Source organism: Pseudomonas chlororaphis (assembly GCF_001921865.1).
In the GTDB taxonomy this organism is placed as follows: domain Bacteria; phylum Pseudomonadota; class Gammaproteobacteria; order Pseudomonadales; family Pseudomonadaceae; genus Aquipseudomonas; species Aquipseudomonas chlororaphis_D.
This window is the reverse complement of the sequence record NZ_MSCT01000002.1, coordinates 317,876-333,485: the sequence shown is the minus strand read 5'-3', so window position 1 is coordinate 333,485 and position 15,610 is coordinate 317,876. Positions and strand designations below refer to the sequence as shown.

The window sequence follows — 15,610 nt, the reverse complement described above, 5'->3', positions numbered from 1 at the left end:
ATAAAAAATGTCTACAATTTTTCATTTATTGAACCAATTGGAACATTCCGGGGTGAGTCAGCGGCAACATCCAGCGCGCCTGCCCCGACTTCAGTCCCCCCTTGCGTGCCCGGTCGAGTACCCAGCCCCGCGCCTCGATCCGCTGCCCCGGCAGGCGTTCCAGCTGCGCGACATCGAATTGGCCAAGCAGATTGGGTGCAATGCGCAATACAACCGAGTCCTGCAATTCGATCCAGACCCCGCCCCGATTACGCTGCACCTTGCTCACGCGGCCGCTGAGCAGGGCAAACCCGGACATTTTGATCTGATCCGCTTTCAGTACAGACGGTTGCCGCCATAGCCCGAGACGAGCCTGGCGAGCGCTGCGCTCGGCGGCTTGCTGGCAACCGAACAAATCGACGTTCGGCGCTATGGCCACCTGATAACCCAGGCCTTCGGCAAGCAGTTGCGCTTCGAAGTTGGCGCCGTCGGCGCCGTAGACGTGGGCCAGGGTCCGCCCATAACGGTCCTTGCCTTCCCGGCCGGGAAGCAGGCTCACCCGACCGTCGTTGGCCTGCACCAGCGCCTGCAGGCGTTGGCGGGCGGCGACCGCGAAGGGTTCGTCGGTACGGCCGCGCTTGCCCAACTCCGGCGCGTTGAGGCCGATCATCCGCACGCTGCGGCCATCGGCGAGACGCAAGGTGTCGCCGTCGACCACTCGCTGGACCTGCGCAGAGGCCAGCCCAGCCGGCGCCGGGCAGAACGCCTGGGCGCTGGAGAGCCAAATCGCGGACATAAAAAAGGCGCCCGCAAGGGACGCCTTTTTCATCAGCGAGGAAAAGCTGCAGCAGCTTTCCAGACCGATCAGCCTTAGGCCTTTTTCGCGCCGAAAGCGCCAAAACGGTCGGCGAACTTCTGAACGCGGCCGCCGGTATCCAGAGTTTTCTGCTTACCGGTGTAGAACGGGTGGCATTCGTTGCAAACGTCGATCGCCAGCGGCTTAGCGAAGGTCGAACGAGTTTCGAACTTGTTGCCACAGCTGCAGGTTACAGCGATGGCTGGGTATTCTGGATGGATATCGGCTTTCATGGTGTCTTCCTCAGGCTAGCGTGCCGCCACCCAACACAATTGTTGAATACCGCACGGAAATAGGCCGCGGATTCTACCAGACCTTTGCAATCACGCAAGCTGTCCCTCGCACCGACCGTCTGCTAGGCTCCGGGCCTTCTTTACCGCCCGATCGATGAGAACTCCCCGCGTGCCCGACGCCATTTTGCGCCTCGCCCTGCCTTCGCCCCTGCGCCGCCTGTTCGACTATCGGGCCCCGGCCGGCATGCGGCGCAACCAGCTGCATCCGGGCATGCGCCTGCGGGTGCCGTTCGGGCGCCGGGAGATGATCGGCATCCTGGTCGAGGTCACCGACAACAGCGACGTGCCGGCGGAAAAGCTCAAGCCGGCCCTGGCCCTGCTCGACGCCACCCCGCCGCTGCCGCCCGCGCTGTTCAAGCTGTGCCTGTGGACCGCGCAGTATTACCAGCACAGCCTGGGCGACACACTGAGTTGGGCGCTCCCGGTCCTGCTGCGCCAGGGCGAGCCGGCCGAAGCGCGGCAGGAACGTTTCTGGTCGGCCAGCCCCGGCGCCAGCCTCGACGACCCGCGCATCGCCCGCGCCCCGCGCCAGCGCGAAGCCCTGGCGACCCTGGCCCAGCACCCCCACGGCGTCGCCCACCAATTGCTCAGCAAGCTGATGCTGAGCAAGGACAGCCTGGACCTGCTGCTGGCCAAGGACCTGGTGCAGGTGAAAGTCCGCCGGCATGCCCCCGGCGAACGCCACGAGCACTGGCTGGCCCAGCCGGAACTGCCGCTCAACGCCGAGCAGCGCGCCGCCTACGAGGCCATCCGCTCGGGCTTCGACAGTTATCACGCGTTCCTGCTGGCCGGGGTCACCGGCAGCGGCAAGACCGAGGTCTACCTGCAACTGATCCGCGAAACCCTGGAGGCCGGCAAACAGGCGCTGGTGCTGATCCCGGAAATCAACCTAGGGCCGCAGACCCTGGCGCGTTTCGAGCAGCGCTTCAACGCCCGCATCGCCCTGCTGCATTCGGCGGTCAACGACCGTGAACGCCTGGATGCCTGGCTGGCCGCCCGCGACGGCGAGGCCGACATTATTATCGGCACCCGCTCGGCGCTGTTCACGCCGATGAAGAACCCCGGGCTGATCATCATCGACGAAGAACACGACGGCTCCTATAAACAGCAGGAAGGCCTGCGCTACCACGCTCGCGATCTGGCCCTGGTGCGCGCTCGCCAGGAAAACATCCCGATCGTCCTGGGCTCCGCCACCCCGTCGATGGAAAGCCTGCACAACGCCTACACCGGCCGCTATGGCCTGTTGCGGCTCAACGAGCGGGCCGGCGGCGCCCAGCAGCCGCGTTTCCTGCGCCTGGACGTAAAGAGCCGGCCGCTGGACAGCGGTATTTCCGGGCCCATGCAACAAGCCATCGGCCAGACCCTGGCGGCGGGCCAGCAGGTACTGGTGTTCCTCAACCGTCGCGGTTTCGCGCCGACCCTGCTGTGCCATGACTGCGGCTGGATGTCCGAGTGCGAACGCTGCGACGCGCGGATGACCGTGCACCAGCGTTACGGCGAGCTGCGCTGCCACCATTGCGGCCACTCCGAACGAGTGCCGCGGCATTGCCCGCAGTGCGGCAAAGTCGACCTGCGCCCGGTCGGCGCCGGCACCGAGCGCGCCGAAGAGCGGCTGGCAATCCTGTTCCCGGACTACCCGGTGCTGCGGGTCGACCGCGACAGTACGTCGCGCAAGGACGCGATGAACCAGTTGTTCGCCACCATCCAGAAAGGCCAACCCTGCATCCTGGTAGGCACCCAGATGCTTGCCAAGGGACACCATTTCCCGCGGGTGACCCTGGTTTCGATCCTCGACGCCGACGGCGGCCTGTTCTCCGGCGACTTCCGCGCCAGCGAACGCATGGCGCAACTGATCGTCCAGGTCGCCGGCCGCGCCGGCCGCGCCGAAGAACCGGGCAAGGTGATCATCCAGACCCACCTGGCCGACCACCCGTTGCTGGTGCAACTGACCGAACAGGGTTATTTCGCCTTCGCCGAACAAGCCTTGAGCGAGCGCCGCGCCGCCGGCCTGCCGCCGTTCGCCCACCTGGCCCTGTTGCGCGCCGAAGCGCACAAGCCGGGGCAGGCCGAAGGTTTTCTCGACGAAGCCTGCAGCGAGGCCGAGCGCCTGCTGGCGGACATGAACCTGGGCGGCATCGAACTGCTGGGCCCGGTACCCGCGCCGATGGAGCGCCGCGCCGGACGCTATCGCGCGCAGCTGTTATTGCAGGCCAACGCCCGGGCTCCGCTGCACAAGCTGCTCAGCCACTGGCTGCTGGTCCTGGAACAAATGCCCAGCGGGCGCCAGGTACGCTGGTCGCTGGATGTTGACCCTGTGGACCTGTATTGATAGAAAAACCGCTACCGCGAGCACGCGCTTTTCTGTAGGAGCGAGCGTGCTCGCGATAAAGCTCGAATCCTCACCGCACAGCCGGCTACAGTTGGCAAGCCCGTCTTCGCAACGGATAATGCCCAGTTTTTCCACCTGCGCATCGAAGCGCCGCCGCGCCAGCGGTCGAAAGAGAAGACCATGAAAGACACCATTCGCCAGCTCATCCAGCAAGCCATCACCCAACTCGTCACCGAAGGTGTGTTGCCAGAAGGCCTGACGCCGGCGATCCAGGTAGAAAACTCCCGCGACAAGACCCACGGCGACTTCGCCAGCAACATCGCCATGATGCTGGCCAAGCCGGCCGGCATGAAGCCGCGCGACCTGGCGGAAAAGATCATCGCCGCCCTGCCCGCCGACGAACAGGTCAGCAAAGCCGAGATCGCCGGCCCCGGCTTCATCAATTTCTTCCAGAACACCCAGGCCCTGGCTTCGCGCCTGGACGCCGCCCTGGCCGACGATCGCCTCGGCGTGCGCAAGGCCGGCGCGTTGCAGCGCACCGTGATTGACCTGTCGGCGCCGAACCTGGCCAAGGAAATGCACGTCGGCCACCTGCGCTCGACCATCATTGGCGACGGCGTGGCACGGGTCCTGGAGTTCCTCGGTGACGAAGTGATCCGGCAGAACCACGTCGGCGACTGGGGCACCCAGTTCGGCATGCTGATGGCCTACCTGCAGGAAAATCCGATCAACAGCGACGAGCTGTCGGACCTGGAGAACTTCTACCGCGCCGCCAAGCAGCGCTTCGACGAGTCCGAAGAGTTCGCCGACCGCGCCCGCGGCCTGGTGGTCAAGCTGCAAGCCGGCGATGCGGATTGCCTGGAGCTGTGGACCAAGTTCAAGGACATCTCCCTGTCCCACTGCCAGAAAATCTACGAGCTGCTGAACGTCAAGCTGACCATGGCCGATGTGATGGGTGAAAGCGCCTACAACGACGACCTGATCAACGTGGTCAACGACCTTCGGGCCAAGGGCATGCTGGTGGAGAGCAACGGCGCCCAGTGCGTGTTCCTCGACGAGTTCAAGAACGCCGAAGGCGAACCGCTGCCGGTGATCATCGTCAAGGCCGACGGCGGCTATCTCTACGCCACCACCGACCTGGCCGCCGTGCGCTACCGCAGCGGCACGCTCAAGGCCGACCGCGCGCTGTATTTCGTCGACCAGCGCCAGGCCCTGCACTTCCAGCAGGTGTTCGCGGTCGCTCGCAAGGCCGGCTTCGTGACCCACCCGATGGAAATGGAGCACATGGGCTTCGGCACCATGAACGGCGCCGACGGCCGTCCGTTCAAGACCCGCGACGGCGGTACCGTGAAGCTGATCGACCTGTTGACCGAAGCCGAAGAGCGCGCCTACAGCCTGGTCAAGGAAAAGAACCCGGAACTGGCCGAAGCCGACCTGCGCAACATCGCCAAGGTGGTGGGCATCGACTCGGTGAAATACGCCGACCTGTCCAAGCACCGCACCAGCGACTACAGCTTCAACTTCGACCTGATGCTGAACTTCGAAGGCAACACCGCGCCTTACCTGCTGTACGCCTACACGCGTGCCGCCGGTGTGTTCCGCAAGCTGGGCAAGGATTTCAGCGAAGTCCAGGGCCAGATCAGCCTGCAAGCCGCCCAGGAACTGGAGCTGGCGGCCCGCCTGGCGCAGTTCGGCGAAGTGCTGAACAACGTGGCCGAAAAAGGTACGCCGCATACCCTGTGCACCTACCTCTACGACGTGGCCGGGCTGTTCTCCAGCTTCTACGAAAACTGCCCGATCCTCAGTGCTGAATCGCCGACGCAGATGCAGAGCCGCTTGCGCCTCACCGAGCTGACCCGTCGTACCCTCAAGCAAGGCCTGGAATTGCTGGGCCTGAAAGTCCTGGAGCAAATGTAAGTTGGCTGCCAAGAAAAAACCTGCACCCAAGCGTGGCGCCAGCCGTTACCAAGCTCCTGCGAAGCAACCGATCCCGGGTTGGTTGTGGATGGCCATCGGCCTCGCCGTGGGCGCCTTCATCGTCTTCCTGATGAAGCTGGAGCCAGGCAAGGGCGCTGACAGCGTCAAGCGCGAGCGGCTGGAGCAGCAGAAAACCACCAAGATCGCCGAGGCTAACAAAACCCCGCCGAGCCCCCAGCAGCCGGTGAAGCCGAAGTACGATTTCTACACCCTGCTGCCGGAATCGGAAGTGATTGTGCCGCCCGAAGCGGTGCCGGAAAAAACCCTGCCGACGCCGCAGACCGCGCCTGTGGTTCCGACCACGCCGGTGACCCCGGCGGAAGCGGCGAAGATCGATACCGCACGTGCCCAGGCGGCCCTGGCCGGTATCACTCCACCGCCCGCGCCGCCGGTGGCCCAGGTGGCGAAGGCCGCACCGGTGACCAAGTTCTTCCTGCAGGCCGGTTCGTTCCGCAAGCAGGCGGATGCCGACAAGGTCCGCGCGCAGATCATCCTGCTGGGACAATCGGTGTCCGTCGAGTCGGGCACGGTCAAGGACGAAACCTGGTACCGCGTCCTGGTCGGCCCGTTCAGCAACCGCGAGCAGCTGACCACCGCGCAGAAACAACTGTCCGGCGCCGGCTTCAGCAACCTGTTGTTACAACAGCGCCAGAGCCGCTGACGCGCGCCATCGCGAGCAAGCTTGCTCCTACAAGGAATACGCAGCCCCTGTAGGAGCGAGCTTGCTCGCGATGCGCTCTCGCCGAAGCCCTCTTTCCAGTGGGAAATACCGCTCGTCCCACCACCCCCGCCGCAGTTGAAAAACCCCACGCCACCCCCATATGAGTTTCCATCAGGGCATTTTCGCCCCGCAGCGTGGAGACTCTCCCCTTGACCACCATCGTTTCAGTCCGCCGCCACGGCAAAGTCGTCATGGGCGGCGACGGCCAGGTTTCCCTCGGCAACACCGTGATGAAAGGCAACGCGAAAAAGGTTCGCCGCCTGTACCACGGTCAGGTCATCGCCGGCTTCGCCGGGGCCACGGCTGACGCCTTTACCCTGTTCGAGCGCTTCGAAGGCCAGCTTGAGAAACATCAGGGGCACCTGGTGCGCGCCGCCGTCGAACTGGCCAAGGAATGGCGCACCGACCGTTCCCTCAGCCGCCTCGAAGCCATGCTGGCGGTCGCCAACAAGGACGCCTCCCTGATCATCACCGGCAACGGCGACGTGGTCGAACCGGAAGACGGCCTGATCGCCATGGGTTCCGGTGGCGCCTACGCCCAGGCCGCGGCCAGCGCCCTGCTGAAGAAAACCGACCTGTCGGCCCGCGAAATCGTCGAAACCGCCCTGGGCATCGCCGGCGACATCTGCGTATTCACCAACCACACCCAGACCATTGAGGAGCAGGATCTCGCGGAATGAGCCTGTGCCCGCCACGGCATTCATTCTTGCTTGAGGACCGCCAATTACTATGTCCATGACTCCCCGCGAAATCGTCCACGAACTCAACCGCCACATCATCGGCCAGGACGATGCCAAGCGCGCCGTCGCCATCGCGCTGCGCAACCGCTGGCGCCGCATGCAGCTGCCTGAAGAGCTGCGCGTCGAAGTGACCCCGAAGAACATCCTGATGATCGGCCCGACCGGCGTCGGCAAGACCGAGATCGCCCGGCGCCTGGCCAAGCTGGCCAACGCCCCGTTCATTAAGGTCGAAGCGACCAAGTTCACCGAAGTCGGGTATGTCGGCCGCGACGTCGAATCCATCATCCGTGACCTGGCCGACGCAGCGATCAAGCTGTTCCGCGAACAGGAAATGATCCGCGTGCGCCACCGCGCCGAAGACGCCGCCGAAGAGCGCATCCTCGATGCCCTGCTGCCACCGGCGCGCATGGGCTTCAACAACGAAGACGCGGCCCCGGCCCAGGACTCCAACACCCGTCAGCTGTTCCGCAAGCGCCTGCGCGAAGGTCAACTGGACGACAAGGAAATCGAGATCGAAGTGGCTGAAGCCAGCGGCGTCGACATCTCGGCCCCGCCGGGCATGGAAGAGATGACCAACCAGCTGCAGAGCCTGTTCGCCAACATGGGCAAAGGCCAGCGCAAGAACCGCAAGCTCAAGGTCAAGGACGCGCTCAAGCTGGTCCGCGACGAAGAAGCCAGCCGCCTGGTCAACGATGAAGAACTCAAGGCCAAGGCCCTGGAAGCGGTCGAGCAGCACGGCATTGTGTTCATCGACGAAATCGACAAGGTCGCCAAGCGCGGCAATGCCGGCGGTGTCGACGTATCGCGCGAAGGCGTGCAGCGTGACCTGCTGCCGCTGATCGAAGGCTGCACCGTCAACACCAAGCTGGGCATGGTCAAGACCGACCACATCCTGTTCATCGCTTCCGGCGCGTTCCACCTGAGCAAGCCGAGCGACCTGGTACCCGAGCTGCAAGGCCGCCTGCCGATCCGCGTCGAACTCAAGGCGCTGTCGCCGGAAGATTTCGAGCGCATTCTCAGCGAGCCTCACGCCTCCCTGACCGAGCAATACCGCGAACTGCTGAAGACCGAGGGCCTGGCCATCGAATTCCAGGCCGACGGTATCAAGCGCTTGGCCCAAATCGCCTGGCAAGTCAACGAGAAGACCGAGAACATCGGCGCCCGTCGCCTGCACACCCTGCTCGAGCGCCTGCTCGAAGAGGTGTCGTTCAGCGCCGGCGACCTGGCCAGCGCCCACAGCGAAGAGCCGATCCGCATCGACGCTGCCTACGTCAACAGCCACCTGGGCGAATTGGCGCAGAACGAAGACCTGTCCCGTTATATCCTGTAACGAGCACCTCTTCTGTAGGAGCGAGCTTGCTCGCGATGGCTTCAGAAACGCCGCGTCTCTTCGAGGCTCGGCGTTGTTATTGAGACCTATCGCGAGCAAGCTCGCTCCTACAAGGGGGTTTCTTGTACAGACGGACGCAGGCTGCCCCATGACCACTCGATTCCCCACCGCCATCAACCTGCACAAAGCCTCGAAAACCCTGACGCTGACCTACGCGCCGGACGAGGTCTACCACCTGCCCGCCGAATTCCTGCGGGTGCACTCTCCCTCCGCCGAGGTCCAGGGCCACGGCAAACCCATCCTGCAATTTGGCAAGATCGGCGTCGGCCTGAGCAAGGTCGAACCCGCCGGCCAGTACGCACTGAAACTGACCTTCGACGACGGCCATGACAGCGGCCTGTTCACCTGGGATTACCTGTACCAGTTGGCGGTGCGCCAGGACGACCTGTGGAGCGATTATCTTGCCGAGCTCAAAGCGGCCGGAAAGTCCCGCGATCCGAACGAGTCGATCGTCAAGCTGATGCTCTAGATCAGAGCTCTGACGCATTAGAGCGCATTTTCTAAATTCATCTGCTTGAATGCTGGGCTGCATGGCCAATGATTGGCCTGCTTGCGAAAAAAATTAAACTCGGGTAACCAATGGAGCTGGCAAGTTCCCTGCAGTGTTCTGTGAACTAAAAAGCAGCGATGCAGAATCAACGGTCACCCGAGCAGTAGTACCTGGCATCTTGCTGTGTGGCTACACAGCAGGTCCGGTACTCGTCTCAGGACAATGGAGCGTCGTAGATGAGTAACAAGAATAACGATGACCTGAAACGCCAAGCCTCGGAAAACACTCTGGGCCTGAATCCCGTCATCGGTTTACGCCGGAAAGACCTGCTTACCTCTGCTCGTATGGTGCTGACCCAGGCCATCAAACAACCGCTGCACAGCGCCAAACACGTGGCTCATTTCGGTATCGAACTGAAGAACGTGATGCTCGGCAAATCGACGCTGCACCCGGAGAGCGACGACCGTCGTTTCAACGATCCGGCCTGGAGCCAGAACCCGTTGTACAAACGTTATCTGCAAACCTATCTGGCGTGGCGCAAGGAGCTGCACGACTGGATCGGCCAGAGCAACCTCTCGGAACAGGACATCAGTCGCGGCCACTTCGTCATCAACCTGATGACCGAAGCCATGGCGCCGACCAACAGCGCGGCCAACCCGGCGGCGGTCAAACGCTTCTTCGAAACCGGCGGCAAAAGCCTGCTCGATGGCCTCTCCCACCTGGCCAAGGATCTGGTGCACAACGGCGGCATGCCGAGCCAGGTCAACATGGACGCCTTCGAGATCGGCAAGAACCTGGGCACCAGCGAAGGCGCGGTGGTGTTTCGCAACGATGTGCTGGAACTGATCCAGTACCGCCCGGTGACCGAACAGGTGCACGAGCGCCCGCTGCTGGTAGTCCCGCCGCAGATCAACAAGTTCTATGTCTTCGACCTGAGCCCGGACAAGAGCCTGGCGCGCTTCTGCCTGCGCAACAACGTGCAGACCTTCATCGTCAGTTGGCGCAACCCGACCAAGGCGCAGCGCGAGTGGGGCCTGTCGACCTATATCGAAGCGCTGAAGGAAGCGGTCGACGTGGTCTGCGCGATTACCGGCAGCAAGGACGTGAATATGCTCGGCGCCTGCTCCGGCGGCATCACCTGCACGGCGCTGATGGGGCACTACGCGGCATTGGGCGAGAAGAAGGTCAACGCCCTGACCCTGCTGGTCAGCGTGCTCGACACCACCCTGGACACCCAGGTGGCGCTGTTCGTCGACGAGCAGACCCTGGAAGCCGCCAAGCGCCACTCCTATCAGGCCGGCGTGCTGGAAGGCAAGGACATGGCCAAGGTGTTCGCCTGGATGCGCCCCAACGACCTGATCTGGAACTACTGGGTGAACAACTACCTGCTGGGCAACGAGCCGCCGGTGTTCGACATCCTGTTCTGGAACAACGACACCACCCGGTTGCCCGCGGCCTTCCACGGCGACCTGATCGAGATGTTCAAAAACAATCCACTGACCCGCGCCAATGCCCTGGAAGTGTGCGGCACGCCGATCGACCTGAAGCAGGTCACCGCCGACATTTTCTCCGTGGCCGGCACCAACGACCACATCACGCCGTGGAAGTCCTGCTACAAATCGGCCCAGTTGTTCGGTGGCAAGGTCGAATTCTTGCTGTCCAACAGCGGGCACATCCAGAGCATCCTCAACCCGCCGGGCAACCCCAAGGCGCGTTACATGACCAGCGAAGAGATGCCGGTCAACGCCGACGACTGGCAGGAAAACTCGACCAAGCACACCGACTCCTGGTGGCTGCACTGGCAGGCCTGGCAGGCGGAACGCTCCGGCAAACTGAAAAAAACCCCGAGTACGCTCGGCAACAAGGCGTATCCGGCAGCCGAAGCGGCGCCAGGTACTTATGTCCATGAACGTTAACCGATAGCTACCTGCGATCTGTAGGAGCGGGCGTGCTCGCGAAGCATCAGCGACCGACGCCATCGCGGGCAAGCCCGCTCCTACGCAGGTATTGATCCACCAACAGGGCCCAGGCATGCCACAACCGTTCATATTCCGCACCGTCGACCTGGATGGCCAGACCATCCGTACCGCGGTACGTCCCGGCAAGCCTCACTTGACCCCCTTGCTGATCTTCAATGGCATCGGCGCCAACCTGGAACTGGTATTTCCGTTCGTCCAGGCCCTGGACCCGGACCTGGAAGTCATCGCCTTCGACGTCCCCGGCGTCGGCGGTTCCTCCACGCCCAGCCGGCCCTACCGTTTTCCCGGCCTGGCCAAGCTGACCGCGCGCATGCTCGATTACCTCGACTATGGGCAGGTCAATGCCATCGGCGTGTCCTGGGGCGGGGCGCTGGCCCAGCAGTTCGCCTACGACTACCCCGAACGCTGCAAGAAACTGGTGCTGGCCGCCACCGCCGCGGGCGCCTTCATGGTGCCGGGCAAACCCAAGGTGCTGTGGATGATGGCCAGTCCGCGGCGCTACATCCAACCCTCCCACGTGATCCGCATCGCCCCGCTGATCTATGGCGGCTCGTTCCGCCGCGACCCCAACCTCGCCGCCGAGCACGCCAGCAAGGTCCGCTCGGCGGGCAAGATGGGCTACTACTGGCAACTGTTCGCGGGCTTCGGCTGGACCAGCATCCACTGGCTGCACAAGATCCATCAGCCGACCCTGGTGCTGGCCGGCGACGACGATCCGCTGATCCCGTTGATCAACATGCGGATGCTGGCTTGGCGAATTCCCAACGCCCAGCTACACATAATCGACGACGGTCATTTGTTCCTGATAACCCGGGCCGAGGCCGTCGCGCCGATCATCATGAAATTCCTCGAGGAAGAACGGCAACGGGCCGTGATGCACCCGCATCCGGCACCGTTCAGCGGCACGTAGCAAAAAGCGTCTGCCGACAGGATCGTCGCGCGCGCAGGATGGTTCAGGACCGACTATGGTGTTTGTCTTGGGTGCTTGTTGATGGCTTGACGAAGGAGTGTTGACGCATGCGAGACAAACCAGCGACGGGCTCGTTGCCCACACCCGCCGCGTACATCAATGCCCAGAGTGCCATTACCGGCCTGCGTGGCCGTGACCTGCTGTCGGCGCTGCGCAGCGTGGCCTCCCATGGCTTGCGCAACCCGGTGCACAGCGCCCGCCACGCCCTGGCGCTGGGAGGCCAGCTGGGCCGTGTGCTACTGGGCGAAACCCTGCACAAGCCCAACCCCCAGGACGGCCGGTTCGCCGATCCGGCCTGGAGCCTGAACCCGTTTTACCGACGCGGCCTGCAGGCCTACCTCAGTTGGCAGAAACAGGTCAAAAGCTGGATCGACGAAAGCGGCATGAGCCCCGACGACCGAGCCCGCGCGCACTTCGCTTTCAGCCTGCTCAACGATGCGGTCGCCCCCTCCAACACCCTGCTCAATCCGTTGGCGATCAAGGAAATCTTCAACTCCGGCGGCAACAGTGTGATCCGCGGCATCGGCCACCTGCTTGACGACCTGCTGCACAACAACGGCCTGCCCAGCCAGGTCACCAAGCAGGCCTTCGAGGTCGGCCGGAGCCTGGCTACCACTCCTGGCTCGGTGGTGTTTCGCAACGAACTGCTGGAACTGATCCAGTACAAGCCGATGAGCGAAAAACAGTACGCCCGGCCCCTGCTGGTAGTGCCGCCACAGATCAACAAGTTCTATATCTTCGACCTCAGCCCCGCCAACAGCTTTGTGCAGTTCGCCCTGAAAAACGGCCTGCAGACCTTCATGATCAGCTGGCGCAACCCCGATGTGCGGCATCGCGAGTGGGGCCTGTCCAGCTATGTCGAGGCGGTGGAGGAAGCCATGAACGTCTGCCGGGCGATCACCGGCAGCCGCGACGTGAACCTGATGGGCGCCTGCGCCGGCGGCCTGACCATCGCCGCCCTGCAAGGCCATCTGCAAGCCAAGCGACAATTGCGCCGGGTCGCCAGCGCCACCTACCTGGTCAGCCTGCTGGACAGCCAATTGGACAGCCCGGCCACCCTGTTCGCCGACGAGCAGACCCTGGAAGCCGCCAAGCGCCGCTCCTACCAACAAGGCGTGCTCGATGGCCGCGACATGGCCAAGGTGTTCGCCTGGATGCGCCCCAACGACCTGATCTGGAATTACTGGATCAACAACTACCTGCTGGGCAAGGAGCCGCCGGCGTTCGACATTCTCTACTGGAACAACGACAACACCCGGCTGCCGGCGGCCTTGCACGGCGACCTGCTGGACTTCTTCAAGCACAACCCGCTGAGCCATCCGGGCGGCCTGGAAGTCTGCGGCACACCAATCGACCTGCAGAAAGTCACGGTCGACAGCTTCAGCGTCGCCGGGATCAACGATCACATCACCCCCTGGGACGCGGTGTATCGCTCGACCTTGCTACTGGGCGGCGAGCGACGTTTTGTACTGTCCAACAGCGGCCATGTGCAGAGCATCCTCAACCCGCCGAGCAACCCCAAGGCCAACTATGTCGAAAACGCCAAGCTCAGCAGCGACCCGCGAGCCTGGTACTACGACGCCAAACACGTCGAGGGCAGTTGGTGGACGCAATGGCTGGAATGGATCCAGCAGCGCTCCGGCGCCCAGCGCGAAACCCTGACGACCCTGGGCAACCAGAACTACCCACCCATGGAGGCGGCGCCTGGCACCTACGTGCGCGTACGCTGAATTTTTCGCGCCGCGGCCCCAGGGTCGCGGCCTGACCGAACAGCCAAGAAGACTGGATGAAAACCCGCGACCGGATACTCGAATGTGCCCTGCAGTTGTTCAATCACAAGGGCGAACCCAACGTCTCGACCATGGAAGTTGCCAACGAAATGGGGATCAGCCCCGGCAACCTCTACTATCACTTCCACGGTAAGGAACCGTTGGTCCTCGGGCTGTTCGAGCGTTTTCAGAACGAACTGACGCCCCTGCTCGACCCTCCCGCCGACGCCCAACTGACCCCGGAAGACTACTGGCTGTTCCTGCACCTGATCGTCGAGCGCCTGGCGCACTACCGCTTCCTGTTCCAGGACTTGTCCAACCTGGCCGGACGCCTGCCGAAGCTGGCCAAGGGCATTCGCAACCTGCTCAACGCCCTGAAGCGCACCCTGGCCTCGCTGCTGGCCAGACTCAAGGCGTCCGGGCAACTGGTCAGCGATACCCAGGCCCTGGGGCAGTTGGTGGAGCAGATCACCATGACCCTGCTGTTCTCGCTGGACTATCAGCGCATTCTCGACCGCGAAGGCGAAGTGCGGGTGGTGGTGTACCAGATCATGATGCTAGTGGCGCCGCACCTGCTGCTACCGGCAAAACTGGCCACCGAGCAGATGGCCCTGCGCTACCTCGACGAGCAGGATTGAGCGGCTTCGAAAGCCCCCAAACAAAAACGCCCGACCTTGGCAGGCCGGGCGTTTTTGCAGGTCCCGAAAGAATCAGGACTGACTGGTTGGCGTCGTTGTCGGCGCGGCAGTCGGGGTGACGACAGGGGCTGGCGCCGCTGCGGAGTTCGCGGAGCTGGCCGCTGCTGCCGGCTTGGCGGCAACTGCAGGCTTGGGCGCGGAAGCCTTTGGAGCTACCGGCTTTTTCACCGCTGGCTTCTTCGCCGCTGCCGGTTTCGCGGCAGGTTTGGCCGCTGCGGTTTTAGCGACTGGCTTGGCAGCCGGTTTGGCCGCAGGTTTTGCCGCTGGCTTGGCCGCTACCGGCTTGGCCGCAGGTTTTGCAGCCGGCTTGGCCGCCGCGGTTTTGGCTACAGGTTTAGCTGCTGGCTTGGCCGCGGGTTTGGCCGCAGCCTTGGCAGCCGGCTTGGCTGCTGCCTTGACCAGAGGCTTGGCCGCGGGTTTGGCTGCTGGCTTGGCCGCCGCAGTCTTGGCTGCGACCGGAGCCACCTTGGCGCCTGTAAGTTTTTCGATCTGTTTGGTCAGGGTGTCGACTTTGCTGTGCAACGCCTTCACTTCATTGCGGCTAGGCACGCCCAGACGCGAAATGGCACTGTTCAAGCGTTTGTCGAATGCGCCTTCCAGCTCATCCCACTTGCCCAGCGCGCGGTCTTTGACACCGCTGATGCGCGACTTCGCCGAACTCGCGGAATCCTTGGCGGCGTCGACTGTCTTGCCGACAGCGCTTTTGGTGAGTTTCTCGGCTTTTTCGCCGTCTTTGACCAGCGTCTCGAAAAGCTTGCTGCCGTCAGTGTCGATTTTCGAGTACACGCCTAAACCAGCAAGCCAGATTTTACGGGAGTAGTCTTCGACTTTCCCGATCCACGAGCTGCCTTCTTTTTCAGTATTCTTTTTACCAGCCATCCCGTTCTCCTTAATGTTTACGCGCGACACGTTCGAGCAATGCCGTCAGCTCATCGAGCTTAGCAGAGAGTGTCTCAACGTCATGTTTAGACGGAATGCCGATGCGATTCAAGGCACTTGCGACGCGCGTGTCGAAAGCCTTTTCGACTTTATCCAACTGCACTTCGACTTTGCCTTTGAGACTGGTGACATCACCCTTCACGCTTTCAATCTGACTGTTGGCGGCCTCAAGTTGTTCAGTCACAACTTTTTTGCCTTTCTTTTCAACGCCTTGACCGGCCTTTACCAACTCTTGAAAGTACTCGCTGCCTTCCTGGCCGACCTTGGTGTAGGCACCCAGGCCAGCCAGCCAGATCTTGCGGGCATAGGATTTGACTTCGCTCAGAGTGGTTGATGCGGCATCAACTTTTTTCTTCAGAATTACTTTGGCCATGGTGCACCTCACGCGCGGAAGGTTTGAGGAACTGCCCGCAGGAAAGTGGGCTCAGGCACAAAGTAGTGAGAAAAATTAGAATCGGCACCCTAACCAATGTCATGAAA

General features: G+C 62.9%; 14 protein-coding genes. 10 read left to right on the top strand and 4 right to left on the bottom strand.

The window, feature by feature from the left end; genetic code table 11:
• Positions 1 to 25 precede the first annotated feature (25 nt).
• Together BTN82_RS01835 and rpmE are read right to left on the bottom strand one after the other, a co-directional pair.
• The gene (locus BTN82_RS01835; protein ID WP_075117473.1) at positions 26 to 808 is read right to left on the bottom strand and encodes a thermonuclease family protein; all 783 of its coding nucleotides are present in this window, start codon (positions 806 to 808) and stop codon (positions 26 to 28) included.
• A 41-nt stretch (positions 809 to 849) separates the two neighbouring features.
• Positions 850 to 1,068 (bottom strand): 50S ribosomal protein L31, encoded by a 219-nt coding sequence (gene rpmE, locus BTN82_RS01830; RefSeq protein WP_075117472.1) that lies wholly within the window; start codon positions 1,066 to 1,068, stop codon positions 850 to 852.
• A gap of 169 nt (positions 1,069 to 1,237) precedes the next feature.
• Between rpmE and BTN82_RS01825 the strand changes: the two genes are divergently transcribed.
• The 10 genes from BTN82_RS01825 to BTN82_RS01780 all read left to right on the top strand — a co-directional run bounded on the left by BTN82_RS01825 (position 1,238) and on the right by BTN82_RS01780 (position 14,131).
• Positions 1,238 to 3,457: a primosomal protein N' gene (locus BTN82_RS01825; RefSeq protein WP_075117471.1), complete on the top strand. Its 2,220-nt coding sequence runs from the start codon at positions 1,238 to 1,240 to the stop codon at positions 3,455 to 3,457.
• Between the two features lie 180 nt (positions 3,458 to 3,637).
• A complete protein-coding gene (gene argS / locus BTN82_RS01820) occupies positions 3,638 to 5,374 on the top strand; it encodes an arginine--tRNA ligase (RefSeq protein ID WP_075117470.1) in 1,737 nt (578 codons plus the stop codon).
• Between the two features lies 1 nt (position 5,375).
• Positions 5,376 to 6,095 (top strand): SPOR domain-containing protein, encoded by a 720-nt coding sequence (locus BTN82_RS01815; protein WP_075117469.1) that lies wholly within the window; start codon positions 5,376 to 5,378, stop codon positions 6,093 to 6,095.
• Between the two features lie 209 nt (positions 6,096 to 6,304).
• Positions 6,305 to 6,835: an ATP-dependent protease subunit HslV gene (gene hslV, locus BTN82_RS01810; RefSeq protein ID WP_003186641.1), complete on the top strand. Its 531-nt coding sequence runs from the start codon at positions 6,305 to 6,307 to the stop codon at positions 6,833 to 6,835.
• A 49-nt stretch (positions 6,836 to 6,884) separates the two neighbouring features.
• The gene (gene hslU / locus BTN82_RS01805) at positions 6,885 to 8,225 is read left to right on the top strand and encodes an ATP-dependent protease ATPase subunit HslU (RefSeq protein WP_075117468.1); all 1,341 of its coding nucleotides are present in this window, start codon (positions 6,885 to 6,887) and stop codon (positions 8,223 to 8,225) included.
• A gap of 148 nt (positions 8,226 to 8,373) precedes the next feature.
• Positions 8,374 to 8,754 (top strand): gamma-butyrobetaine hydroxylase-like domain-containing protein, encoded by a 381-nt coding sequence (locus BTN82_RS01800; protein WP_075117467.1) that lies wholly within the window; start codon positions 8,374 to 8,376, stop codon positions 8,752 to 8,754.
• 257 nt (positions 8,755 to 9,011) lie between these two features.
• Positions 9,012 to 10,691, top strand: a complete 1,680-nt coding sequence (phaC, locus tag BTN82_RS01795) for a class II poly(R)-hydroxyalkanoic acid synthase (protein WP_075117466.1) — start codon at positions 9,012 to 9,014, stop codon at positions 10,689 to 10,691.
• Positions 10,692 to 10,806: 115 nt separating this feature from the next.
• Positions 10,807 to 11,664 carry a poly(3-hydroxyalkanoate) depolymerase gene (gene phaZ, locus BTN82_RS01790; protein WP_075117465.1) on the top strand — a complete coding sequence of 286 codons (858 nt, stop codon included), beginning with the start codon at positions 10,807 to 10,809 and terminating at the stop codon, positions 11,662 to 11,664.
• 107 nt (positions 11,665 to 11,771) lie between these two features.
• Positions 11,772 to 13,454, top strand: a complete 1,683-nt coding sequence (phaC, locus tag BTN82_RS01785) for a class II poly(R)-hydroxyalkanoic acid synthase (protein WP_075117464.1) — start codon at positions 11,772 to 11,774, stop codon at positions 13,452 to 13,454.
• A gap of 56 nt (positions 13,455 to 13,510) precedes the next feature.
• Positions 13,511 to 14,131 carry a TetR/AcrR family transcriptional regulator gene (locus tag BTN82_RS01780; protein ID WP_075117463.1) on the top strand — a complete coding sequence of 207 codons (621 nt, stop codon included), beginning with the start codon at positions 13,511 to 13,513 and terminating at the stop codon, positions 14,129 to 14,131.
• Positions 14,132 to 14,203: 72 nt separating this feature from the next.
• On the opposite strand, the gene BTN82_RS01775 is transcribed toward BTN82_RS01780, so the two are convergent.
• Both BTN82_RS01775 and BTN82_RS01770 read right to left on the bottom strand, forming a co-directional pair.
• Positions 14,204 to 15,070 (bottom strand): phasin family protein, encoded by an 867-nt coding sequence (locus tag BTN82_RS01775; protein WP_075117462.1) that lies wholly within the window; start codon positions 15,068 to 15,070, stop codon positions 14,204 to 14,206.
• Positions 15,071 to 15,080: 10 nt separating this feature from the next.
• Positions 15,081 to 15,503 carry a phasin family protein gene (locus BTN82_RS01770; protein ID WP_075117461.1) on the bottom strand — a complete coding sequence of 141 codons (423 nt, stop codon included), beginning with the start codon at positions 15,501 to 15,503 and terminating at the stop codon, positions 15,081 to 15,083.
• Positions 15,504 to 15,610: the final 107 nt, after the last annotated feature.

Coding starts and splice junctions, on each gene's coding strand:
- BTN82_RS01835 (WP_075117473.1), bottom strand. CDS start 808: ATGAAAAAGGCGTCCCTTGCGGGCGCCTTTTTTATGTCCGCGATTTGG.
- rpmE (WP_075117472.1), bottom strand. CDS start 1,068: ATGAAAGCCGATATCCATCCAGAATACCCAGCCATCGCTGTAACCTGC.
- argS (WP_075117470.1), top strand. CDS start 3,638: ATGAAAGACACCATTCGCCAGCTCATCCAGCAAGCCATCACCCAACTC.
- hslU (WP_075117468.1), top strand. CDS start 6,885: ATGTCCATGACTCCCCGCGAAATCGTCCACGAACTCAACCGCCACATC.
- BTN82_RS01800 (WP_075117467.1), top strand. CDS start 8,374: ATGACCACTCGATTCCCCACCGCCATCAACCTGCACAAAGCCTCGAAA.
- phaC (WP_075117466.1), top strand. CDS start 9,012: ATGAGTAACAAGAATAACGATGACCTGAAACGCCAAGCCTCGGAAAAC.
- phaZ (WP_075117465.1), top strand. CDS start 10,807: ATGCCACAACCGTTCATATTCCGCACCGTCGACCTGGATGGCCAGACC.
- phaC (WP_075117464.1), top strand. CDS start 11,772: ATGCGAGACAAACCAGCGACGGGCTCGTTGCCCACACCCGCCGCGTAC.
- BTN82_RS01780 (WP_075117463.1), top strand. CDS start 13,511: ATGAAAACCCGCGACCGGATACTCGAATGTGCCCTGCAGTTGTTCAAT.
- BTN82_RS01775 (WP_075117462.1), bottom strand. CDS start 15,070: ATGGCTGGTAAAAAGAATACTGAAAAAGAAGGCAGCTCGTGGATCGGG.
- BTN82_RS01770 (WP_075117461.1), bottom strand. CDS start 15,503: ATGGCCAAAGTAATTCTGAAGAAAAAAGTTGATGCCGCATCAACCACT.